This window comes from Neobacillus sp. KR4-4, assembly GCF_042136325.1.
GTDB lineage: Bacteria > Bacillota > Bacilli > Bacillales > Cytobacillaceae > Neobacillus.
The window spans coordinates 1-22,435 of sequence record NZ_JBHHJU010000031.1; the positions used below are offsets into that span (position 1 = coordinate 1).

The 22,435-nt window shown below is 38.2% G+C and carries 21 protein-coding genes, 1 rRNA gene and 1 pseudogene; 2 read left to right on the forward strand and 21 right to left on the reverse strand.

Features of this window, described 5'->3' with window-relative positions:
- The 12 genes from ACE198_RS23470 to ACE198_RS23525 all read right to left on the reverse strand — a co-directional run.
- Positions 1-130, reverse strand: a 16S ribosomal RNA gene (locus tag ACE198_RS23470); the annotation flags it as partial.
- Positions 131-580: 450 nt separating this feature from the next.
- Positions 581-1,153, reverse strand: coding sequence for a kinase (locus tag ACE198_RS23475; RefSeq protein WP_251463143.1), 573 nt, complete (start codon positions 1,151-1,153; stop codon positions 581-583).
- Positions 1,154-1,171: 18 nt separating this feature from the next.
- Positions 1,172-2,098: an NAD-dependent epimerase/dehydratase family protein gene (locus ACE198_RS23480; protein WP_375377243.1), complete on the reverse strand. Its 927-nt coding sequence runs from the start codon at positions 2,096-2,098 to the stop codon at positions 1,172-1,174.
- A 107-nt stretch (positions 2,099-2,205) separates the two neighbouring features.
- Positions 2,206-3,276 carry a phosphotransferase gene (locus ACE198_RS23485; RefSeq protein WP_375377244.1) on the reverse strand — a complete coding sequence of 357 codons (1,071 nt, stop codon included), beginning with the start codon at positions 3,274-3,276 and terminating at the stop codon, positions 2,206-2,208.
- Positions 3,277-3,304: 28 nt separating this feature from the next.
- On the reverse strand, positions 3,305-4,486 hold the full coding sequence (locus ACE198_RS23490; RefSeq protein WP_251463146.1) for a carboxylate--amine ligase: 1,182 nt from the start codon (positions 4,484-4,486) through the stop codon (positions 3,305-3,307).
- Between the two features lie 15 nt (positions 4,487-4,501).
- Complete coding sequence (locus tag ACE198_RS23495; protein WP_251463147.1) at positions 4,502-5,794, reverse strand: glycosyltransferase family 4 protein; 1,293 nt, start codon at positions 5,792-5,794, stop codon at positions 4,502-4,504.
- Entirely contained in the window at positions 5,791-6,447 is a 657-nt protein-coding gene (locus ACE198_RS23500; RefSeq protein WP_251463148.1) for a PIG-L deacetylase family protein, read from the reverse strand. Before ACE198_RS23500 ends, ACE198_RS23495 begins: the two co-directional genes overlap by 4 nt.
- A gap of 225 nt (positions 6,448-6,672) precedes the next feature.
- Complete coding sequence (locus tag ACE198_RS23505) at positions 6,673-6,840, reverse strand: hypothetical protein (RefSeq protein ID WP_180230099.1); 168 nt, start codon at positions 6,838-6,840, stop codon at positions 6,673-6,675.
- 257 nt (positions 6,841-7,097) lie between these two features.
- Entirely contained in the window at positions 7,098-7,220 is a 123-nt protein-coding gene (locus ACE198_RS23510) for a GapA-binding peptide SR1P (RefSeq protein ID WP_251463149.1), read from the reverse strand.
- 479 nt (positions 7,221-7,699) lie between these two features.
- Complete coding sequence (locus ACE198_RS23515; protein ID WP_098573775.1) at positions 7,700-8,155, reverse strand: N-acetyltransferase; 456 nt, start codon at positions 8,153-8,155, stop codon at positions 7,700-7,702.
- Positions 8,156-8,356: 201 nt separating this feature from the next.
- Positions 8,357-9,313, reverse strand: a complete 957-nt coding sequence (locus tag ACE198_RS23520; RefSeq protein WP_375377245.1) for an N-acetylmuramoyl-L-alanine amidase family protein — start codon at positions 9,311-9,313, stop codon at positions 8,357-8,359.
- A 244-nt stretch (positions 9,314-9,557) separates the two neighbouring features.
- Positions 9,558-10,649, reverse strand: coding sequence for a CotH kinase family protein (locus tag ACE198_RS23525; protein ID WP_375377246.1), 1,092 nt, complete (start codon positions 10,647-10,649; stop codon positions 9,558-9,560).
- A 206-nt stretch (positions 10,650-10,855) separates the two neighbouring features.
- Between ACE198_RS23525 and ACE198_RS23530 the strand changes: the two genes are divergently transcribed.
- Positions 10,856-11,302 (forward strand): CotG/ExsB N-terminal domain-containing protein, encoded by a 447-nt coding sequence (locus ACE198_RS23530; protein ID WP_375377247.1) that lies wholly within the window; start codon positions 10,856-10,858, stop codon positions 11,300-11,302.
- A 72-nt stretch (positions 11,303-11,374) separates the two neighbouring features.
- Here the strand turns inward: ACE198_RS23530 and ACE198_RS23535 are convergent, their stop codons facing one another.
- Positions 11,375-12,097 (reverse strand): DsbA family oxidoreductase, encoded by a 723-nt coding sequence (locus tag ACE198_RS23535; RefSeq protein WP_098573781.1) that lies wholly within the window; start codon positions 12,095-12,097, stop codon positions 11,375-11,377.
- Positions 12,098-12,414: 317 nt separating this feature from the next.
- Here ACE198_RS23535 and ACE198_RS23540 point away from each other — a divergent pair, with 317 nt between their 5' ends.
- Complete coding sequence (locus tag ACE198_RS23540) at positions 12,415-13,143, forward strand: hypothetical protein (protein WP_098573783.1); 729 nt, start codon at positions 12,415-12,417, stop codon at positions 13,141-13,143.
- Between the two features lie 142 nt (positions 13,144-13,285).
- Here the strand turns inward: ACE198_RS23540 and ACE198_RS23545 are convergent, their stop codons facing one another.
- From ACE198_RS23545 to ACE198_RS23580, 8 genes and pseudogenes are all read right to left on the reverse strand, one after another.
- Positions 13,286-13,507, reverse strand: a complete 222-nt coding sequence (locus tag ACE198_RS23545; protein ID WP_098573785.1) for a hypothetical protein — start codon at positions 13,505-13,507, stop codon at positions 13,286-13,288.
- 86 nt (positions 13,508-13,593) lie between these two features.
- A complete protein-coding gene (locus ACE198_RS23550; RefSeq protein WP_098573786.1) occupies positions 13,594-14,316 on the reverse strand; it encodes a CBS domain-containing protein in 723 nt (240 codons plus the stop codon).
- Between the two features lie 79 nt (positions 14,317-14,395).
- Positions 14,396-14,764, reverse strand: a complete 369-nt coding sequence (locus tag ACE198_RS23555; protein WP_375377281.1) for a TIM barrel protein — start codon at positions 14,762-14,764, stop codon at positions 14,396-14,398.
- A gap of 137 nt (positions 14,765-14,901) precedes the next feature.
- Positions 14,902-15,222 (reverse strand): annotated as a pseudogene (locus ACE198_RS23560) (TIM barrel protein); the annotation flags it as partial.
- A gap of 69 nt (positions 15,223-15,291) precedes the next feature.
- On the reverse strand, positions 15,292-16,752 hold the full coding sequence (gene dacB, locus ACE198_RS23565) for a D-alanyl-D-alanine carboxypeptidase/D-alanyl-D-alanine endopeptidase (protein ID WP_375377248.1): 1,461 nt from the start codon (positions 16,750-16,752) through the stop codon (positions 15,292-15,294).
- 256 nt (positions 16,753-17,008) lie between these two features.
- Positions 17,009-18,283, reverse strand: a complete 1,275-nt coding sequence (locus ACE198_RS23570; RefSeq protein ID WP_251463155.1) for a LysM peptidoglycan-binding domain-containing protein — start codon at positions 18,281-18,283, stop codon at positions 17,009-17,011.
- Between the two features lie 97 nt (positions 18,284-18,380).
- The gene (locus ACE198_RS23575) at positions 18,381-20,975 is read right to left on the reverse strand and encodes a polynucleotide kinase-phosphatase (RefSeq protein WP_375377249.1); all 2,595 of its coding nucleotides are present in this window, start codon (positions 20,973-20,975) and stop codon (positions 18,381-18,383) included.
- Positions 20,975-22,321 (reverse strand): 3' terminal RNA ribose 2'-O-methyltransferase Hen1, encoded by a 1,347-nt coding sequence (locus ACE198_RS23580; protein ID WP_375377250.1) that lies wholly within the window; start codon positions 22,319-22,321, stop codon positions 20,975-20,977. Before ACE198_RS23580 ends, ACE198_RS23575 begins: the two co-directional genes overlap by 1 nt.
- Positions 22,322-22,435: the final 114 nt, after the last annotated feature.

Genomic DNA, 22,435 nt, shown 5'->3' on the forward strand with positions numbered 1-22,435 from the left:
AGTCTTACAGGCAGGTTGCCCACGTGTTACTCACCCGTCCGCCGCTAGACTCCGAAGAGTCTCGCTCGACTTGCATGTATTAGGCACGCCGCCAGCGTTCGTCCTGAGCCAGGATCAAACTCTCCAATAAGATGAGACTTCCATCGTGGGGTGTTTTCCCCCGCGATGGTTAGTCGAATCGATCGGGTATTTACGGGCAGTTTATCCGTTAGGATATTACTGCTCGTTAATAAGCGAGAAATTTGATTAGCTCATTTGTTACGTTGGCTCATGTTTCACTATATAATAGTAGAAACACGATTGTTATTATTTGTTTGCACGATTTTGTTTGTTTAGTTTTCAAAGAACAAGCTCACTTCAGTAAAAAGCGACAAAAAATATTATACTATAAATCTCACAAACAAGTCAACTTCTATTTTTAAAATTAAATAGTTAATTGTTCGAAGGTGTTTACCTGCTCGAAGAGAACTTTTATATAATACCATGTTAGTTACTCAAAGTTCAATGATAAATTTTTCCAATTAACTAAAAAGGGCTGTGATTCGCAAACCACAACAGCCCTTTTGTTCCCCTTTTATTATTATTTTAAGTCTATCTTTTTCCATTCCTCATATAAAGATGGGTTTAACTCCTTCACATGTCTTAAAAACTCATCTAAATAGCCAAGTTTTTTTAATCCAGTGAATAATTTGGTCGGGACAGACCTTTCGGTAGTCATTGCCCTCTTGTGATCAATCACTTTTATTTCTCCCAGCTCATTAAAAAAAATGTGCCGAACCTCGGTGTCAAGTCTAGCAAAACCAACTTTTTTTAATTCTGTTAGCATGAATAATATCTTCATTGCGATTAGCTTGGGTAGTTGCTTCTCCTTTTTTAAGTAGGCTTTTAGATTACCTCCATTCACCAATTCCATTACAATATAATTGGATCCATATTCATAGAGACGCGGGATAACGGAACTTGATTGTCCTATTTGTAGTGCATTTAACTCCTTTTTTTGATTGTCTTCATTAACATATACTTTGACACATTTCTCAGGTGACAATTGAAAAACGGATCCATCTGCACCTTTCCCAAGCATTGGAAAGCCGTTCAAATCTTGTAACGTTATTTTGCCATTATTTTTGGCTGCTATTTTATTAAAATCATTCATCTATTATCTCCTTTAATTTCATTCGTATTTCAATTTCCCTTTATAATAGTTTAATGTTTCAATTAATCCTGTTTGCAAATCAAAGTTAGGTTTCCACGACAAAAGATTCACCGCTTCGGTATTGTCCAATTGACTATAACGAATATCCCCTTCGCGTTCAGGCATAGGGATAGGTAATAAATTACTATTAGTTAGGGAAGTGATTATATTAAATAGTTGATTAATGCTTGTTTTAGAATTAGTACCGATATTGAAAATACCATTTGTCCCCTTTTCAATGGATAATACATTGGCACGCGCGACATCTTTCACATACACAAAATCTCTTGTTTGTTCTCCGTCTCCTGATATACATGGGGCTTCACCATTGAGCACTTTCTTCAAAAAGATGGAGATGACCCCGCCTTCTCCATTAGAAGATTGGCGCGGTCCATAAACATTCGCATATCTAAGAATCGTGTAAGGAAGTTGAAAAAGTTGATGAAAGGCCTGAATGTATTGTTCTGAAGTATATTTGCTAATTCCATAAAAGGATAGAGGTTGAACGGGGAATGTTTCCTTTATACTACAGTCATCTTTTTCCCCGTATACAGCACAAGACGAAGAAAATATGAATTTTTTTACGTTAAACTTGTAGGAGCAGGCCAATAATCGAATCGTTCCAAGAATATTTTGGTTAGCATCCTCGACTGGATTTTTTACCGAGTAGGCAACATCTACTTGAGCCGCCAAGTGGATCACCACATCCGGTTTTTCTCTGGCAAAAACAGACTCTATTCGGGGCGAAGCGATGTCCATTTTAATGAATTGAACGTTGGGAGGGACAAATTCTCTTTTACCTGTACGTAAATTATCTACTACGATTGGTTCATAGCCAGATTGAATTAATAAATCGACAACATGCGAACCAATGAATCCAGCTCCCCCTGTTACGAGCACCTTCATCCAGACTCACTACTCTCTTTTATTAAGCTAAAAGATGATCGTCTAATCTTATCCATTCAACAATCTCCTTTCATATCTAAATACTTTTTTAATTCTTGAGCTGTTCACTAATATAACCCCAGTTCTTTGCCCCAAACCTCTATTTTCTCGAGATATCTCTTGAGGAGAGTGCTCTTACCTCCATCCAACACCTTTTGCAAATGACTAGAGAGCTTTTTTTCAAGCGTTCTTTGTAAATAGGCTTTTTTAAGAAGATTTAATGGATCTTCATTAAAGGTTATTCCATATTTTAACATCTCTTCACAATAAACTTGCACGCAATTTCTTCGAATCTCTTCTTCACTCTGCTGCCAATCTGAGCGAAAATCTATTAATAATTCAACTAAAACGACTAAATCATACCAGCATGGATAATGTTTCGCAGACTCCCAATCAATTAAAGTAATTTTCCAATTCTCTACATCATTGGCATTTTCACAGCAAATATTATGGACATGGAGGTCGCCATGGATGAGACATTGTCCGGATTCAGTAATTTCAGGAAAAAAAACGGGACCTTTTTTTAATATTTTTTTGATTATTTTATACCTTGGTGCTATCAATTCTGTTAAATTAGGATCTTTCATTGCCCGTTCTAGGTTTTCCTTTGCCTTTTTGATTCCTTTCGTCCTTTCCTTAACCTTTTCCTCGGAATCAAAGAAGGGAAGTGAGGAGTCAAATATGTCCGCATGCTGTAAAAATCGTTTATCATATGTTATGGCATGAAATTTTGCCACCGTGGGGATAATTTGTTCCAAATGCTTGGGGGCTAATTTTATTTGTCCACGTAACGGCTGTAAGCATTCAGTAAACATCCATGTTTCATCGCCATTAACGTTCGGTTCCAACCAATACAATTTCGGCATAAACTCTTGATAAATGTTATAGGCTTTTTGATACATATTGATTTCCAACCGATGATTTTCTTTCAGCGGCTGTTTGTATATCTTTAGTACGATGGGAATGAACTCCCGTCCATCTGTTAGAATCAACTTCCAAATACTAGTCTTTTCACGAGTATTTTTAAGGCATTCTATTTTTTCATTTACTAATTTTACTTTTTTATTCAGGACTTTTTTTAGCTTTACTTCCCAATCATATTGTTTCCAACAGCTTAAAACTTCTTCTAAACTATTCAAAAAGAATGTTCCCTCCTTCATTTATTATTTATAACTGTCTTCCCCATAAATTTCGCAAATGGGAAACAAAACTTCGAACAAATGGAAGTGGGTCATTCCAAGCAAAAAGAGCCTCAACTTTTTTACCAGATAAGCTCTTTATCCACTCAAAGAATTTCATTTCCCCTTTTTTGTGTTTTTGGCGAAAGGATAGAAAATCCCGAACAAAGTAAACCCATTTGACCCCTTCTTTCTGCTGTGTCACTGGTGTGGGATTTTGCCCGGTAAGGGATAAATAATACAAGTGAGCCAAATTAACCCCACAAGCAATTGATAAGGCTTGAGTTAAACCGATTCTTGAATTGATTTCAATAAATTTCAGTTTTCCATCTCTTGGGTCCCGTTTAAATTCGGCAATAGCTAAGCCTTTGAATTCAATATCTTTCAGAAATGTCGTAGCGAGTTGAATGACTTCTTCGTCCCTAATACTAAGGGCAAGGGCTGTTGATCCAAAATGTGGAGGAAATTGATGTAATTTTTGATTCATCCACAAGCCAACTAAATTCATTTTCTCATCAAAAAATGTTTTGACAGAATAAATGCAATCCTCATTACCAGGGATGACTTCCTGAATCATGAGTTCCCCGAATGGGCGATAAAAAAGGTACTCTTCTCTCAATTTAGAAGGCTCTTCAACAACGATTGCTTTCTTATAGAGTCTATGATCGATATTTGTGCGAAAATGGGAGGAATAAACTGGTTTTAAAATGCATGGGAAGGTAACTTGATCAATAATTTCTTCGAACTGCTCTTCGTTATTAATAGCAAATGTTTTTGGGCATGGCACATTTGATTTAAGCGCCAATTCGTATGTTAGTCTTTTATCCAATACCGCTTCTACCAGGGTGTGTTTTGGTAATAGAAACCTATAATAGTGGGAAAGGACAAATCTGTTTTTTGAAATAAACTGAACAAAGTCATCGGAACCTGCGTACAGGACTGCCTTTTGTCCTACTTTTTGTGCCAGCCTGGTAAGAAATAAAATTAATGCAGGTCCTTCACTAACTGGATTCGGACAAATTCCACTAGTGGCTAATCGAGTTTTACCAATTTCATATTTTCCTTTTGTATCAAAGGCATATACCTTTATTCCGGTTTGCGCTAAACTTCTTACAATTCCTATACCTGTTGCACTAAGATCAAGTACAACAGCAGGAACATCGTGTCGCATGTTGTTCTCCTCCTTTCATAATAATGATTGATAAACTTCTTCAATTTTCCGAACCATTTTATTAACGGTTAAATGTCGTTGTGCATATGCATAGGCATTTTGTGCTAATTCTTCCCTTAATGATTTTTTTTGTAAGAGGAGAAATAACTTGTCTGCAAGTTGCTTGTAGTTAGCAGGTTCAACGATAATTCCTGAATAGTTATCTTCAATAATCTCTGGAATCCCCCCGCAATTGGTTGTAAGGATTGCCTGATTGCTAAACATTGCTTCGATAATGGAGAGCGGCAGTGTATCACTAGTTGTTGGGAGTACAAAAATGTCTGATTCGCTTAACAACTTGGGTATGTCATTTCTGCTCCCTAAAAAAGTAATATTTTTTAATCTCAACTGTTTTACCTGCTTCTCAAGATCCTTTCTCATTTCGCCATCGCCGACAATCCTCACTTCTACATTTTTCAGTTTGTTTTTTATTAGAGCTAACGCTTCAAATAAATACTTATGTCCTTTACGAGGACGAAGCCGTGCGATACAAGTTATGACCGTTTTATTCCTGCTTTTCTTCTGAAAATTCCCTACACCAAAATCAATCCCTGTATGAACAGTAGTTATTTTATTATCAGCTGCACCTAAATTTCCTAGAATTGGACGGAAGATATCGCAAAGGACGATTACTTGATTGGCATTTTTTATGGCATGGCTATCAATCGCCCAAAAATAGTTTTGCTCAACCGAACCTTCCTCTATCAAGTTAAACTTTAATCTGTTTTGGGTCATAAATCCGTGAGGTGTAAAAAGAAGAGGTTTTTGAAAGGATTGGTTAAGCATTCCCAGTACATTAGCTGTATATCGATCTTGTGCGTGGATAATATCGTATTGAGACAGATCAAAATTTTTTAACATCATATAATAACTGGATAATTTGCTGATATTGTGTAGAATTTTTTCATTAAAACTGCCATAACGATTAAGAAAAAATTGTTTAAATTCCTCAGAAAAGTGATTGCGTAATTTCTTCATTTCCTCTGGCGAAAAAGAGTTTAATGCTATTACATCGACACTATGTCCTAAATTTTCCAAGCCAATTTTAAGGGTATTGATATATTTCTGCAAGCCGCCTATCAATGGATATTCCCAAAATGTTGTGATTAAAATTTTTAATTTTTTGTTTTGAATTTTTGTTGTATGGAAGTGCTCCCTTTTTGTTGCTAGTTCATGTTCAATAGGTTGATCGATTCCATAATATTGATCCAATGTAGAGATTAAATATGGAAAAATGGCCGGCATAAAAGGTTGGGCATTTTCGATCATTTCCATACCCTCCTAATGATTTCAAATGCTTCCCCGTATTCGACCCCAACCGTCATACCTCTGATACGTGCCAAATATCTCACACCATCATAGGAACGTGGATGTGGGAATGGTCTCATTTCTACATCATAATATTGAAGAGATTTGATTTTATCTTCTATGGTATCTGTAATATCCACAAAATAATTAGGTTTGAATTCTTTGTCATTTGTATGCTGACTCCATTCACTCGACGAAACCGTTTCAAAACAAAGAATTTCAACCGGATCTTTTCCAGGCAACGGCCGTGCTGCTGTTAACACTGCCTGAAATAATATTTGGTGGTCACGGTTGGTATCACCATAATGATGGGTGAAAATCATGTCAGGAGTATATTTGTACAGCAGGTTCTCAATCGATTTGTTAATTTCAACCAACGGGATTGTTTCCAGTAATAAATTTGGGAATTCCAGAAATAGAACCTCATCTACACCTAAGTGTTTATTTGCCTTCAGCATAAATTCTGGTATATGATGCTCCTCTTCCTTCCGCCCCTTAGCAGCAATCACAGTAATGACTTTATAGCCATGATTAATTAATTTCTTAATGGTACCTCCACTTCCAAGAATCTCATCATCTGGATGAGCGGCAATCACAAGCACATTCTTACTCATTAGAAAACCTCAACTCCTGTTAAAATAGTTTTCTTGTAATTATATGTTAATAAGAAGAAGGCGATATGGACAAATATGGTAATAAATAAAAATAGGCATTTTTAGGAATTATTGGCTATTTCCTTCTACACTCGATTTTCAATAAAAAAACATATGCATTCCGCATATGTTCTCTAGAGCAGTATAATTTTTCAATTATATTTTCTAAAAAGCAATCCCTTCTTATTAGAACCTCGTTAACCTTTTCATGATGTCTGTTTTCCGTTCCCTATCTTTAATTCTGGTTAAATCTAGCGCATACTCATGTCCTTTATTTTTCGATTTTAAGATTTCTCTTATTGCATTTTTTACACTTTCTTCATCATCTATAACCATAATCACCTTACGCAGCATTCTTCCCCACCTCTACATTTCATTTATTTTTCTATAAAAGTTTCAAAGCATGCCCTTTTCCAAAAAAGGGTATGAAAACCATCTAGCGGCATCCATAAAACACTGCACAAGATAAAGTATGCAATAATCGTTTCCGGTACAACCGAAAACGGTTCAAATAAAGTTTTTATGTTGTTGTAAATACGATTGTTCCCAGGAACAATAAAAACCGTTCTCATCATTTGAGAACGGTTTTTATTGTATTAATTTATCTTGAATTATTTAGAAGCCTTCTTTTGTTGTTTATCACAGCAAGTGCATTGTCCGTACAAAGTTGATACTTTCTCATTCTCAAATTGCTCAATTGTGTTATTGCAATTTTGGCATATGATAGTTCCCATTAGAAAAACCCCTTTGTTTGAATTTTATTAGATAGACAATTTTAACCTCTTAAAATGTAAGCGGTTTTTACTTGTTGATATTATAATAGTATATCACATTTAGATTGTCAATCGTAAATTGTATAACACAATTAAAGGAATAATCTCGATTGTTAGGAAACTATAAATTTAAGGTTCTGGTGCACAAATTTCAGATAACTTGAAAAGTATATAACCACAAAGAATAATTTACATCTGTCCCTAGTATCGGCCCCACCTACGCCAGATACCTTGACGGCCACGCATGCCATCCAACCCATTATCTATTATAATAGAAAACGCTTACATTTTCAAACTTTAATTGAATTTTCAGAAAAAATCAAATCTAGAATTTATCATTTCCTACACAACGAAGAAAATGGCACCACATAATGGCACCATTCCTATTTCTCTTGTAAACTGCCAAGTTTAATATCACTTTATTCAACCTATCTGACACCTTACCCCACATACTTAATCATTGCGACTTCATCACAACAATCCAACTTAGGACAATTCATACAATCCACCCACACTTTTTCAGGCAAAGTCTCCCTTGCTACGATCTTAAAGCCACATTTTTTGAAAAACTCTGTTTCGTATGTGAAAGACATTACACGGCTAATTCCAAGTTTCGGTGCATCACTTATAATACGATTAACTAATTTGCGACCAATACCTTTTCCAGCATAATCGGGAGAAACAACCAAAGATCGGATCTCTGCCAGGTCTTGTCCTAAAACATGTAATCCTGCAACCCCTAGTATATTATTATCCTCTTTCATAACATACAAACACTGTATATGTTGATACAGTGATAAATACGTACGAGGCAATACGGTTCCTTTTTCAGCAAAAATTTGGATTAAATCATAAATATCTTTAACATCACTTGTCACTGCATGGTAAATATCCATTCTGTATCTCCTTTTATAATATTTATTTATAAATATACAACAATATGTATTTTTATTCAATCATTTTAAGGAATATTGCCCTTCAATGATCTTAAGAAAGTGAATGCAACTGCAGCTGACTTTATCTTACAAAGAGATTGAACCGAATAGCAAAAAAAGGGTGTCAGGCACCGTTAGGTGCCTGACACCCTTTTCTAACACCTATTTATTCCTATTGGAGTAGTTTATAATCCCATCTGAAATGTTGGTGACTAAGTTGGTAAGATAGCCGGTGTCGGACAGGTTCTTGTCTTCGCTAGGATTGCTCATAAAGCCCATTTCAATTAACGTACTAGGCACTTTCGACCAATTAAAGCCTGATAGGTCACTGCGAAACGATATCCCATTTACTTTTACAGCTGGATTTTTTTTAGTTTCATCAAGTATAAGCTGGGAAGCCTTTAGACTATCTTCATAAATAGCCTTTGTATATGGATCATCATCTGAGGGAGTTAAGACAGAAAGCCCTTTAACACTCCGATTGGTTGATCCATCCGCATGAATCCGCACAAATAAGTCGGCGTGATTTTGATTAGCGATTTCGGCTCTTTCTTTGTTACTCATATTCACATCATGGCTTGTTCGGGTATAAATGACTTTTACTCCTCTTTTTTCAAGCAATTTTCCTAAAATTAGCGAGGCCTCTAACGTTAATTTGTACTCTGGCTTCCCTGTAGCAACTCCAGCCGTTCCACCCGTTACTTTAATTTTATTTTCTAACGCACCCGGTCCTACAGGCTCCTGTCCCAGGTTAGCCAAACGTTGGTGTCCAGGATCAATGACGACTAAAAAGTCCTTTTGCCCTTCCTCTTTTTCTTTTTCTTCTTTATCTGAAGTTTTGATTGTTTCTTGATTTTCTTTACTAAATTCCTGTTTTACAGGTTCTTCGTTCATTTCTGCTGCTGGGTTAACTTGACTTTCTGAAGTCAGTTCATTCGAATCAGTTGTTTCTTCCTTAGTTTTTATCGCTGCGATTTTAGCAACTTCTTGTTCCAACTTCACATTCTTCGTTGTTGGGTCATTTCCTCCCTCTTCGAGTGGTTGATTGAAGAGAAAGTACACAGGAATCACTGCTAGAAGGATTATGATTGTGATTCCTATTTTTACTGTCTTTGACATTACAACAGAAACTCCTTTCGGCTATTGATCAAAATCATATTGTCTATTCCAACTTTATTTAATGGGCCACAATCATATTATGGGGCCGAGCCATCTTTAATAACATATTATTGAGTAAAATTCCGAATAATTACAGATAGTATTATATTTCGACAAACTCTTTATGAAATCCTACATTTCTAACTTTGAACCACGATAAAAATAACCACCTAGCAAGTAGATGGCTCCTTTTCCTCTGAACATTTCAATTTAGCGCTGCTAATTTCCTGGATAAGTATTTTCTTCTTTCCTCGATATATTTCGTGATGACCGATAATTCCTGGTCGAATTTATCCATATCTTGTTTTTTATATGGGTCCTCTAAGACATAAGGACGAATCAATTGTGAGAGTTTTTCCGCCTTCGGAATCATATGTCCTACTGTAAATTGCTGCTCCATTATCTCCTTTAGGAGCTGTTGATATTGCTTTCTAAAGGTATCCACATATAATAATCGTGCAGTTAATGTATTAAAACCATCAATCGGAACATAATCAGACTCCAACGTTTTCCCATTGACATCCCGGCCCCATGTTGCATCATAGTCCCACGGAATAATCTCAAAAAGGCGTGTTTCACCATTCCTATAAAGGGCATAGTTATGAACAAACCCATCATAGTTTGATGTAAAAATAACACCAGCCACCCAACGGAGATATTTATCAATATCTACAAATTTATGAATTTCTTTTTCAAATTCACTTTTTGAAAATGTATTGATATTAAAGATAAATTCCTGTAAGTAAAAATCATCTTCTGGCGCACCAAATTTTCTTTCATAGCCTAATCGGAGGGATTTTTTTGTTTCTTTGTCCAAATCGCTCATTAGTGAGAAGTTGGCGTCCCCATCAACGGCATAAAAGATACTCCCTTTCGGTAAGTCCCTTCTTGTTAAAAAATTCTCATCCACACTCTCAATTTCCAAATAGACCCCTTCAGCTTTCCCATTCAGATTCAAAAAGATATGATGCGATTGAGGTGATAAAACACCTAGCTCCGCAAAGAAATCAAATGATAGTTTGTTTCTAATAAATGAAGGATCCTTAAATTCCGCATTCAAATGAATATGTTTGGAACCTCTGTAGGTTTTTGGTTTGTAGAAGGAAACCTGGTATGACTTTTTTGAAAAATCACGGATATGAGATCCTCGATAGGCAATATCAATGTCGAGCCGTTTCCCTTCAATTGTTAACTGGGCTGGTATTGGGTCATCAATCCAAATGTCTCTTCTTAGTTCCCGCAGGTCGATGGGTCTAATAAATAGTTTGTATTGCGGTAGTAGTGCTGTCTCGTCCATTATTATATTCCTCCCTCCTATATTCGTATGAGAATTGTAGGAAGGAGGTCCCCGGTTGGACAGCTTTTTTTTCATTGATAGGCCTTTTTCTCACTCAAATGTACCTGTACACACGTAATTTATTAGAAGAAGAGAGAGTTTCTTGGACAAATTTGTCAATCAGATATGTACTCCCTTTTCAAGCTTAAAGGAGGTGCTAAGTTACTATGAGCGATTTTTCAGCTGAAGATATTGAAAGAGCGGCAGATGAAGTAAGACGAGGCGAATTTTGGGACTTTATGTTCCGTGACCCTAGTCAAGACCGTCGCACTACACGAAGAAGGACATCTAGACGTAAAACATCCAGACAGCAAATGACATCACGGATGAACACATCTAGACGTAATACATCAAGAAACCGTAACACTTCAAGAAACCGAAATACTTCTAGAAATCGTAATACTTCTAGAAATCGTAATACTTCTAGAAATCGTAATACTTCAAGAAACCGAAATACATCACGCCGAAATACTTCCAGAAGGTGTACCTCAAGACGAAGAACTTCTAGATGCTGCAGATGGACAGGATGGCGTCGAGGTTATAGATGCAATTCTATCATCAATCGTTGTTGGAAGGATGGCAACATGTGGAATTTAAGAGTCCGCAACCGCTAATAAGGTCTTTATAAAATAAAATGGGAAAGGAAACTTGTCTTCCTTTCCCATCCTTAATTTATGAAACAATCTCTACTTTTTCTCTGGAATAACACAATTGCCATCCGCACAACTAACATCTTCCTCGGTTGAAAGATCTTGCAGAACTGGAACCGGTGACTCTTCTTCCCAAACTTTTTGCAACGCTCCGATAAAGGTTTCTGTAGGTTGGGCACCTGAAATTGCATATTTTTGATTAATGACAAAGTACGGTACCCCGCGAACACCATACTGCTGGGCAAGGGATTCATCATTGCGGACATCAACCGCAAACGCATTTTTATCATTTAAGACATTCAATACTTCTTGTCGATTTAAACCTGCTGCTTCAGCAATATCTGCAAGTGTTTCAATTTCCCCAATATGCTTCGACTCTGTAAAATAGGCACGGAGAAGTTTTTCTGAGACGAGCGCTTCTTTTCCTTGTGTTTCTGCAAATTTGGCCAAACGGTGGGCATCAAATGTATTCGTTGGCTTCATTTCATCAAAATTAAACGTCAAGCCAACAGTGGCTGCCTGCTGACCGACCCCCTGATTCGCTTGTTTCGCTTGCTCCAAACTCATCCCGTATTTATGTGCCAACACCTCATGAATACTTTGATCAATCTTTTTAGGCGAATTGGGGTCAAGCTCAAAACTTTTGAATTCTACTTCTACTTGATCCTTGTGAGGAAATTGATCCAAAGCTAATTCTAATCGGCGTTTTCCTATATAACAAAACGGACATACATAATCAGACCAAACTTCAATTTTCATTTCGGCACCTCCATTTCTTCTGATAAGTTATATAGTACCACAAGGAGAGTGAAATCCAATTCATGATGCTCACTGAAATAGTTTGGGGATTGTTAAATGGGTCACTTTAGGATATGCAAAAAATAATGCCTCAAGTAGTTGATCATCAACCGGTTAAAGGGACAATGTAGCAAGCGATAAAATCGTCGTTCCATTTTGTGAAAGAGAGTAAAAGCAGTGGTTGAAGAAGAATATACATTCAAATTATAAGAAAAGAATAAATCGTTCAAATTTGGTAATAATAACCTCGGGTTAACATAGAAAGGATGGGATGTTTGATGTCGTTAGAATGGTTTGACAGAGTATGTGGAGAACTGCAAGAACACCTGGAATCTATTTGTGAAGAATATGATCAGGTTGGTCAAATGACCGTTGAAAGAGCTGCCAAACATCCGAGGATTGAGTTTTATGTCGATACCGCAGATGTTGATACGGAAGAGTTGGAGCGTGATTATTTCTGCTCATTGTTCTTTGATCCTCAAAACGAGGAATTTTACATCGATACCTTTGATGTGGACACCGGACATACGGCGAAGGTCATCCTTTCAGATATAGAGGACATTATCGAGGAAGTTCACGCCAGTCTGCATGATTATATGAACGGCGATGACCATTATACAGATGATGGGGTCTATCTTCAGACTTCCGAGGTCTATGATGAGGATGATGGTGAGATTGAAACCGTTTATGTGGATGATGACGACGAAGAAGAGTATTACGAAGCGGAACAAGTCAACAGTGACGACATCTTTGAGGAAATTGATGTAGATTGGTCTACACCGGAGGTAACAGCCTTTAAACATGAAGATGAAGTCGAAGTCACCTATCAATTCGGATTGGTTCAAGCCACTGGTGACGGTGTCCTCAAACGTGTTAATCGAATCTGGACAACTGATGATGAATTAATTAAAGATGAATCCCATTTTATTTTTAGCAAAGAAGAAGCAACCACCATCATCGCCATGATTGCCTCGCATATGGATCAATTAAGTGAGTTTGAATTTTAAGCTAAGTTGCACGAGCATACCTGCCGGTGTGCTCGTTATTGCTCATTTCTAGTTGATTGATTGTAACCTTTTCGATCCAATCATTGAAGGGGTAACACAGCCGATAAATAAAAGCTCTCCCTTTTAAGGAGAACCTTAACTGTTATTCCATAATGATCCCTTTTTGATAATCCTGCATAAACGTCTCAACCGTTTCTTTAGCTGCCTCGTTTAATTCAAACACTTGGACAAGGATTTCATTTCGATTGTCGACAGACAAAATATTAACATCATTGAACCGATTGACTTCCATTTGCACTCTTAAATCTTCCGCTATACTGTTCGCTTGAAATTGCTCATTGATGAGAAATCGGTAATTTCGCATAAATTCACCCTTCCTTTTTGAAAGAATACCATCTACACTAGTTTTTCCGATATTAATTGAATTTATTGATTTCAAGCGAGAGAAGATTACTCTACTGTGTAATCTATTTGTATTAAATCCCATGGGGTAATCATACCCAATGGTGCCTCATCCATTTTCCCATTCTCAGTGATGATTACACCTTCGATCTTTCGCTTTTTCTTATGTGCTTTTTCAAAAATATTTTCAATCTCAAAGATATTAATCTCTTTGGAAACTATTTCTAATGGATATTCTTTCTCAAAATTCATGATTTCTGCCACTTGGATATCGGCAAAATTAACTAGACCACTCTCCAGATTTTGTGCCATCCATTTCACAATTGAACTTGAGGTAAGTAAGCCCATACATTTTTTGTTTTTATAGACGGGAAACTTCGAATAACCGTACTGCTTAATTGCGGCGGTTACTTTTAAGATACTGTCGTGATAATCAAAGAACACCACTTTCTTCGTAGCAATCGATAGTGCATAATTAGGTCGGTTAAACACATTAGCGATTTTTTCAATATGAGAAACGACCTTTGCATTAGGCTCCGCAATATAAAAGCCAATTTCCATTTTCTCGTGAACAATGGCGTTCCGAAGCCGAGCATATTGCTCTAAGTCTTTTTTATACGTTTCAATCATTTGATATTTTTTTGCGCCAACCTTCACGAGGACGACGAATCTATCATCATTTATTTGAACGATATCCCGCAACGCATCGTGTACTTGGTTAAAAGCTACTTCAAAACGTTCAGAAAGAAGCTGTCCTTGTTTTTTATTCATATTTTTTTGCTCTCCCACGGAATAACTATTTATCATTATATTTATAGTAAAATTAATACTTCAAATTTTCAAGAAATTATTACCCCCACTTTTGCTTGAGCATTTCAATTTCTTCTCTATGAGTCATACCTTCATCATCAGGAGTTTCTAGGACTAAGGGGATTCCCTTAAAAACAGGTGATGTAATTAGTTCCATTAATTGCTGGGCTTTGATTAGGCCATTCGTGTGGAAAATGTTTGCGTGCCGATCTTTCTTTGAGCCTGTTGGGTATTTCGAGTTATTTAAATGAATGGCCTTTAACTCGGCATAGTATCCTAAACTTTCCCCTTTTTCGAGCAGATCACCTGAATTTTCCCCTGTCCAAAGGCCGCTCGCAAAGGCATGGCAGGTATCGAGGCAAAAACCAATCTTTTCCGGATAATCACATAGATTTCTAATTTGGACCAGTTCCTCAAAGGTTGTTCCAAAGCTCCTTTTGTACCAGCATTATTCTCTAACAGTCCATCCCACTGACTGAGTACTCCATTTAACATCGCAAGCATTAAATGATAACTTGCTAGTGGATCAGTTTGGCTAATTTGGCTTCCATAATGGACCACGACCCCAATGGACCCACAGGCATTGGCAATTTCTAAATCATTTAAAAGGGAAGCGATTGTTAATTTCCGCTTGTCCTCAGAAGGTGTTAAACTTGTGGAATATAGTGTATGAGCAATCGATTGAAGTTGATGCTGTTTGCAAAATTGTTTACAGTTTTTCGCATCTTCTCGGTCGAAATCCTTGATGAAAAGGCTTCTCGGGTTTTTCGGAAAATATTGAAAAGCGGATGCACAGTTTGCAACCGCTTGTTTTGCTGCTCCTAAATATCCGTTTCTAATGCTAACATGACTGCCATAGATCATCATTGAGTCTCCATCCGTACTTTTTACAAATAGGGTTTGTTGAGCATGACTATTCTATTCGAATTAGGTTAATTATTGATTGGCTATTATAGTTAGCATACGATCCTCTACCTTTTTCCCTTTAGTATCTTCAAGTAAATTATTTAATAGAATCGAAAAGATTAAGGTTTGTCCACTTTTCGTTTTTATGTATCCTGATATAGAACTCACCGTAGAGATGGTTCCTGTTTTTGCCTTTACCCTTCCTCGGACAAGAGGATCTTTTAAGCGATTTCTTAAGGTCCCGCCTTCCATCTTTCCAGGTGCCCCAGCGACTGGTAATGACTGAAGATAGCTCGAAAACCACTTTTCTTTCTGCACGGCAAACAACAGTTGCGTTAGTTGGTTTGCTGGTATCAGATTGACATGCGAAACACCGGACCCATCTCGCAGCACCAATGTTTTGGGGTTAACCCCAAATTTGACTAATTCGGAATTTAATACTTCCAATCCGTTTTCCCAACTCCCTTTTCCCTTCACAACCTTGCCCATTTCCTTCATTAATATTTCCGCATGGACGTTGTTGCTCAGTTTCATAAAAGGAACCATTAGTTCAGATAATGGTATCGAATGATAGGTTGTAAACATTTTTGCGGTGTCAGGCACCATTCCTGTTTTTAGTTTTCCAGTCACTTGAATTCCGTGTTCTGTTAACGATTGTTTTAATAGGGACATGGCATATTTTGTTGGATCCCAGACACCAATCCAGTCCTGTTCCGGTTTTGCCTTGATTGGGATTGTTCCTTTGATGGTGATGGCATTTTTTGCGTGTACCCGCTCGACCGTGATATTCTTTTTACCTTCCTCTGCACCGGTGACGGCGTGATTGACGATTTTTAGATAATTGGTTTTCGGGGTCAGTTTTATGATTGGCTTGTCACCTTTTTTCGTTGCAGGTTGGACGACAACTTTGACCGATCCAGCATCAAAGTCTTGGGTTGGTGATGCTGTTAGTGCCGAAATCTGTGCCCCATAATGGGTGGTTTCATCGCTCCAGGGCAGGTCGAGTGAATAGCGGACACCATCATACCAGGTATCATCGCCGACGATATTTCCGTTTATTTTTTTGATGCCATGTTTTTTGATTTCAACAGCTATTTGATCAAAATCGGATTTCAATAATGTTGGGTCGCCCTTCCCTTTTAAATAGAGATTTCCGTTGAGAGTTTTCTTTTTCAAGGCGCCATCTGTATATATCTCCGTCGTGAACGTGTAATCTTCGCCAAGGATATGTAGGGCGGCAGCGGCAGTTAATAGCTTCATGTTCGAAGCGGGTCTTAAGCGGACATCGCCTTGATGGGAATAGATGATTTTTCCATCTTCAGCAGAACGGATACTAACCCCAGCAATAGCCCCCTTTAATGCTGGCTCGTTATTGATTAGTTGATCCATCTGTTGGACCATTTTTTCGTGACCATACATAGCATTTACTTTTATTGAAGATGGAATCATCAATATTAAAATAAGAATGTAATATTTAAATCTTTTGCTCAAGCTTTGCTTCCAGCCTTTCCTTTTTCCTAAAAGTTTGTCCGAAAAAAACAAATAATATCATCAATGCCCTTTTTAATAGGACAACCGTTAGATTTCCAGAATATGTCTAATTGCACTAAACCCTTTGAAAATGGTACAAAACACCCAATATTTTGTACAAAAGGCAGTAAAATTTCCACTAAACTATCCCAAAATTGTACAAAACCACCTTAAAATTGTACAAAAGCAAAATTCCCTCACCAATCGTAGTGTAATTTTACACCATTCTCCTCACCACATTAAAATTTTTTCTAAGATATGCCCAATTCTGAGGTGCCGGTAAGCTAATTTGCCAAAAAGTCGTGCCCGCTAATCGATAAATACCCATTAAGTTATACTTTTCTATATAACTGCGAATATCTTCAAACCAAACGATATGTTCCTTCCCACCAGGCCAATAGCGATACCATGGTGCTTTCGCTGTAGCATCAAATTCAATCGGTTCGCCAACAGCAATCGCTTGATTTTGTGCAGCATTTACAGATAGGGCACGTGTTTGATTCGTCCCAACAACCTTGTCATACCCATACAACGCCAACGCGATTTGTAACTTACGAGGATTAATCTGCGTAAGTGAGTATTGAATGACTTGCTCCAGCCACGGAATCGGGGCAATTGGATCAGGAGGTCCTCCAGGGTAACCATAATCCATTGTCATCACGGCAATTAAATCAACTACATTACCAATCCCAGCATAATCGTATGCACCGATAATTCGATTTGTCGGTATATCAGCTGTTTTCGCATGAACATTTACATGTAATATCAATTGTCCTAAACTCCTTTTTAATGCCGTAAGAAACAATATAAAGTCATTCCGTCGTGCAGGAGGAATAAATTCAAAGTCAATACTAACGCCCCCAAACCCACGTTGTTTCGTTAAATTCACAATACTTGCCACTAGATTGGCACGATATGTTGGATTTTCGAGCACCCTTCCAGCCAACTCCGCACTAAAATCAGTTCCCACCAAATTTCTAATCATCATCAATGGGACGACCTTCAATTGATTGCTTCTAGCAACTATGGCTGAATCCTCGACCATATTAAAGGCATATCCCTCCTTTGTAAAAGAATAAGCGACCACTGCCAAATAAGTAAGTTGCCCCGCAATAGAATTCAAGGTTGCCAGATTTGCAGCTACGGAGGAAGGTACTAAAAATCCAAGTGTCGTAAGATCCGATTTCATCGGAGATGGCACATTGATGATTTGACCTATTAACAATTGAGTTGGATTCAAACCGGGATTTGCGGCCAGAATGTCTGCCGGATGACTGTTAAATTGCTTAGCTATTTTCCAGATATGATCGCCGGCTTTAATTCGATACGCGTGAAGTGGAGGCAGATGATCCGGGAGATATAATGCAAGTCCTGGAGTGAGTGCATTAGATGATGGCAATCCATTCAGTGCGACAATCGTTTGGGTCGCAACACCATACTTTGTGGAAATCTTCCATAAATTTTCACCAGCAGCCACAATATGAACAGCCATGTTCTCACACTCCTTTTTTACTATCATATGGGCATGAGATGTTAAGTTATTACATAGAAAAAGCGAACTTGCAATAGACAAGTTCGCCCTTTTGTACCTATAATCGTGGATCAATTGGATCCGATTCCAACGCGAGAACCCCAAACACACATTCATGGTAACGCTCCAATGACTCCCTCCCAACAAAGCGCTTGACTGCTTCCACACCTAAGGAAAATTCCTTTAAGGCATTGCGTTGTTTCTTACCAGCATTTCGCTGCTTTAGCCGGGACAGATTCTCTGGTTGTAAGTAATCGATGCCGTAGATAATATGCAAATACTTGCGGCCTCTGACTTTAATAGCCGGTTGTACCAGCTTACCTTTATGACGGGCCACAAAGACTTTCGGTTTAACAACAAAGCCTTCATGACCCGCTTCCGTCATTTCTTCCCACCAAGCAATCGCAGCTTTCAAGGAGTCCTCATCATTCACCAGCCGATATTCCGTTTCCATAAACAAATCAGAAAGGACACTGAATTCTTTATTTTTCTCCATATGCCAGGTGTGTGGTTTATCGAAAAATGTTTCATTGCTATGGGCTAGTGTGTGAAAAGGAGCAATTTGAATGCCTGCTAACCCTTCTGTGTCCCAGCAATACTTTGGATACACATCGTTAAACACTTTTGCATTGTGAATCTTTTCATCCGTTTCCGAGAGCCAACTGGCCACATCCTTGCCGTTAACAGCGGCTTTCTCCAGTTGTTCCTTTAATTTATTGCGATCGAGCAACGCCATTTCGCCCACATGTGCATATTGATTCACGATTAGTTCTTTTGCTTTTAGATTCCAAGGCAGAATCTCAGCATCCATCAGGACAAAATCTGTGTTGTACGTTTCAAAATAACTTTTTAAATCGGCATGCAGAGTTTGTAAAATTTGTGCCTCTAGCTCTTTTTTGAAAAAGGCCCGGCCAGTCCGCGTATAAATCGAACCTAATGTTTCTCTGCCGATATACTCTTTGGCTGCTTCCTTATGTTTAAAAAGAAGCAAAATGCCGCGGCTGCCCATATGTTTTTTCTCCACAATCATCGTATCAATGCCATTTGCCTGATAGTAGTCAAACGCTTCTTGCGGGTGCTCTAAGTATCCCGCTAAATTCGAAGGTTTCGGAGTTGGGCTCATTGTCGGCGGTAAATAGACAATCTCCTCAAGCGGCAGGGTGTAATGAGAAAAGTCGTCCAAGGCGGATTTGGCCACATCCTTATGAATAGCGATCTCCCCATACTGTTCGGTTAACACCGAGAACCCATTAATTAACTTACCTAAATTAGGAGGGGCAAGCCGCATTTGTTCCCATTCCTTAATTGGGTTGTCAGGAACATTAGCATAATCCTGTTTAGCGGCCACAGAAACAAACTGTTTTTCTGGAAAACGATAGGCGGTTAGCCTCCCGCCAAATACCACTCCTTGGTCAATGTTAAGTGTGTTATTTACCAATAGTGGCTGCGGCTTTGGATCATGACCCCAAATAATTAATTCTTGTGATCTGTGATCAATGGTCCAGTCTTTTCGCCGCGGCTTGCCATTTTCATCAATCCCCTCTGAATCTCCGTACCGGCAAAAATCAGAAATGCGCTGCGATTGTTTGCCAATATACCCATCTCTTATGCCTGCATGTGTTGCGACCGCCACGTTTACACCATTTTTTTGGATAACCAAATGCGATTTCGAAGCAAGGAGAAGTTCCTTTAATTCTGCTCTTAATTGCTCAGTAGCTTCTTTACCTAATTCGCGCTCATACTCAATAAATTCAGCTTCGACTTTCTCATCACCATGTGCCAGGTTCACCTTTCGACCATCCAGCCAGCGGGCAATTTTCCAGCCATGGTTGCTATCTATCATGTAGGCAATGCCAGCATCTACATGTTTTTTGAAAAATTGCATAGTTTCCAGCGACCTTGGTCCACGGCTCATGACATCACCAAGTGAAAGGATTCTCCTTCCCTCAGGATGATGGAACAAGCCCTCCTCGTTTTCCTCATAGCCCAGCTTAGTTATCAATTCAATAAACTCTTCAAAACAGCCATGAATATCCCCAATAAAATCAATGCCATTACCCACATCGATGAATAAAGGATTCGCAAGTCGCCCTATATCCAAAGCCTCAAGTTCCGGTTCATCTAAAATATAGGTCCGGTGGAAGCCTTCCTTCTTAATAAACCTAAGCGTTCGCTTGAAGTGCTGGTATTGCTGTTTGAGCCGATTCTTCCCGCGTGGAAAATCCCGCTCCTTATCACGAGAAAGGATTTCTTTTTCCGTTAAATTAAACACAATCGCGATGACGGGGACATGATATTTCTTACCTAGACGAAGATAACGCTCACGATCCTCTTCTTTTAAGTGTGTCGCATCAATTATTGATAGTTTATTTAAACGGCACCGCTTCCCAATTAAATATTCCATCGCATCAAATGCTTCATTTGAAATCCGGTAGTATTCATCAAATAGGGCATCCGCTTCATCCTTTGGACGCTGATTCCAGTTGATAAATTCTACATCACTGACGAGCACCCGGAATTGATCAGAACTGACAACTTCCGAAGCTAGAATCTTCTTTTCATGGACGAGTCGGTTTAATAACGTGGTTTTGCCGCTATTCGAAGGTCCGACAAAAAGGACAATGCCTGCATAGGGTAAGTGGATTTTGGTCATTATTTCCCCTCCTCTCTTGAAAAAATAGCCATCTGGGTCGGTTGACCAAAATTTGGATGTTCTTCTCCAATCCCTTGAAAATGTACTTGATAAGGATAGGAACTTGCCCAAGTTTCACATTTCCCCGTAAACTCTGCCCTTGTCCATTCAAAGCGGTGATCATGATGTCTCATTGCCTCATCCATATCATAAACCTCATTATATTCTTGATTCGGTGTCGTCACGATCAATACTTCTGGTCGATAGTCTTTAAAAATCGTCTCAAAAATCCTTGGTAACCGATATTCATCAATATGTTCAATCACTTCACAAAGAATCATGACATCTTTGTTGAGAAGGCGTTCATCATAATAAAATAGCGAACCTGCTAATAACTGAGGCTCCACAAATCCACGTTTTTCTTTTGCTTGATCAAATCGGTCTAATGCCTTTAACCGAGCTCGATTCGATGGCTCGACTGAAAGAATTTCCTGCACCCCTTCAATAAATCCTAACTTAACTGATAACTTTCCTTCCCCAGCACCTAAGTCAACAATGGTTTGTTTTTTGGTCAAAGCTTCAACATATTTAATAATCGCTTCGTAGCGAAGATCATTTAAACGTATTTTCGGCGGCTCGTTTCCCTCCTCTTTTTTCGTTTCTTTTTCATAGAACTTTGACTGTGAAATCATTTTTTGGAACCGTAAAGAACGATTTAATATCAACAACTTTTGTGGGTGGTTCTCTAACCAGCCTTCACCGTATCGGTCAAACTTCTCTCGTTCTCGTTCATCAATAAAATAATGTTTATAGTTATCGATAACCGGAATCAGAATCGAAAGTTGTTTGAGTGCATTCTGAAGTGTTTGTTTCCCTAAAAGGGTGATAAACCTTGCTGAGCTTTTTTCACGGATAAAACTTTCTCCATATTCTATGTTGACTGCATAACCGATTGGTGCAAATAACGCTTCCAGCTCACGGTTGCTTAAATCCGTGGCCACCGGACCAAAAGATAATTCCATGTCAAAGGGATGTTCGACCCATGAGGCATATTCCTCCTTCGGTTTTCCATTTAAGGCAGTCCCCAATGCTTTTCGAATGGAGGTAACAAAGATACTGCTTGCTGCAAACTCGCGGTCATTTATGTAATGGGTAATATCAAATAAATCAGGAGAGTTCTTGACTAAGTCAATCGGGTCTGTTTTTACAAAAATGATGAACTGTACTTCTTCGCTAGAAAAAGTTGGATAAACCAGGCGGACGGTTAGCCCTTTTTCTCCGCGTTCATAGAGATTATTTGGATTCTTGGCTAGAAGATAAGAAACAGCTTCTGCTCTTGGGCCGCGAACTGTTACGGATAGCTGCATTTTTTCACTTCACTTCCAATTGGCAATAGTTTAGTTTCATTCTATCATATTTACATCATTTTTCTTTAAATGGAAAAATAACTCAATTTCCTAAAGTTAGAAAACTGGGTTACT

Coding starts and splice junctions, on each gene's coding strand:
- ACE198_RS23475 (WP_251463143.1), bottom strand. CDS start 1,153: ATGAATGATTTTAATAAAATAGCAGCCAAAAATAATGGCAAAATAACG.
- ACE198_RS23480 (WP_375377243.1), bottom strand. CDS start 2,098: ATGAAGGTGCTCGTAACAGGGGGAGCTGGATTCATTGGTTCGCATGTT.
- ACE198_RS23490 (WP_251463146.1), bottom strand. CDS start 4,486: ATGCGACACGATGTTCCTGCTGTTGTACTTGATCTTAGTGCAACAGGT.
- ACE198_RS23495 (WP_251463147.1), bottom strand. CDS start 5,794: ATGATCGAAAATGCCCAACCTTTTATGCCGGCCATTTTTCCATATTTA.
- ACE198_RS23500 (WP_251463148.1), bottom strand. CDS start 6,447: ATGAGTAAGAATGTGCTTGTGATTGCCGCTCATCCAGATGATGAGATT.
- ACE198_RS23505 (WP_180230099.1), bottom strand. CDS start 6,840: ATGCTGCGTAAGGTGATTATGGTTATAGATGATGAAGAAAGTGTAAAA.
- ACE198_RS23510 (WP_251463149.1), bottom strand. CDS start 7,220: ATGGGAACTATCATATGCCAAAATTGCAATAACACAATTGAGCAATTT.
- ACE198_RS23515 (WP_098573775.1), bottom strand. CDS start 8,155: ATGGATATTTACCATGCAGTGACAAGTGATGTTAAAGATATTTATGAT.
- ACE198_RS23520 (WP_375377245.1), bottom strand. CDS start 9,313: ATGTCAAAGACAGTAAAAATAGGAATCACAATCATAATCCTTCTAGCA.
- ACE198_RS23525 (WP_375377246.1), bottom strand. CDS start 10,649: ATGGACGAGACAGCACTACTACCGCAATACAAACTATTTATTAGACCC.
- ACE198_RS23530 (WP_375377247.1), top strand. CDS start 10,856: ATGAGCGATTTTTCAGCTGAAGATATTGAAAGAGCGGCAGATGAAGTA.
- ACE198_RS23535 (WP_098573781.1), bottom strand. CDS start 12,097: ATGAAAATTGAAGTTTGGTCTGATTATGTATGTCCGTTTTGTTATATA.
- ACE198_RS23540 (WP_098573783.1), top strand. CDS start 12,415: ATGTCGTTAGAATGGTTTGACAGAGTATGTGGAGAACTGCAAGAACAC.
- ACE198_RS23545 (WP_098573785.1), bottom strand. CDS start 13,507: ATGCGAAATTACCGATTTCTCATCAATGAGCAATTTCAAGCGAACAGT.
- ACE198_RS23550 (WP_098573786.1), bottom strand. CDS start 14,316: ATGAATAAAAAACAAGGACAGCTTCTTTCTGAACGTTTTGAAGTAGCT.
- ACE198_RS23570 (WP_251463155.1), bottom strand. CDS start 18,283: ATGGCTGTTCATATTGTGGCTGCTGGTGAAAATTTATGGAAGATTTCC.
- ACE198_RS23575 (WP_375377249.1), bottom strand. CDS start 20,975: ATGACCAAAATCCACTTACCCTATGCAGGCATTGTCCTTTTTGTCGGA.
- ACE198_RS23580 (WP_375377250.1), bottom strand. CDS start 22,321: ATGCAGCTATCCGTAACAGTTCGCGGCCCAAGAGCAGAAGCTGTTTCT.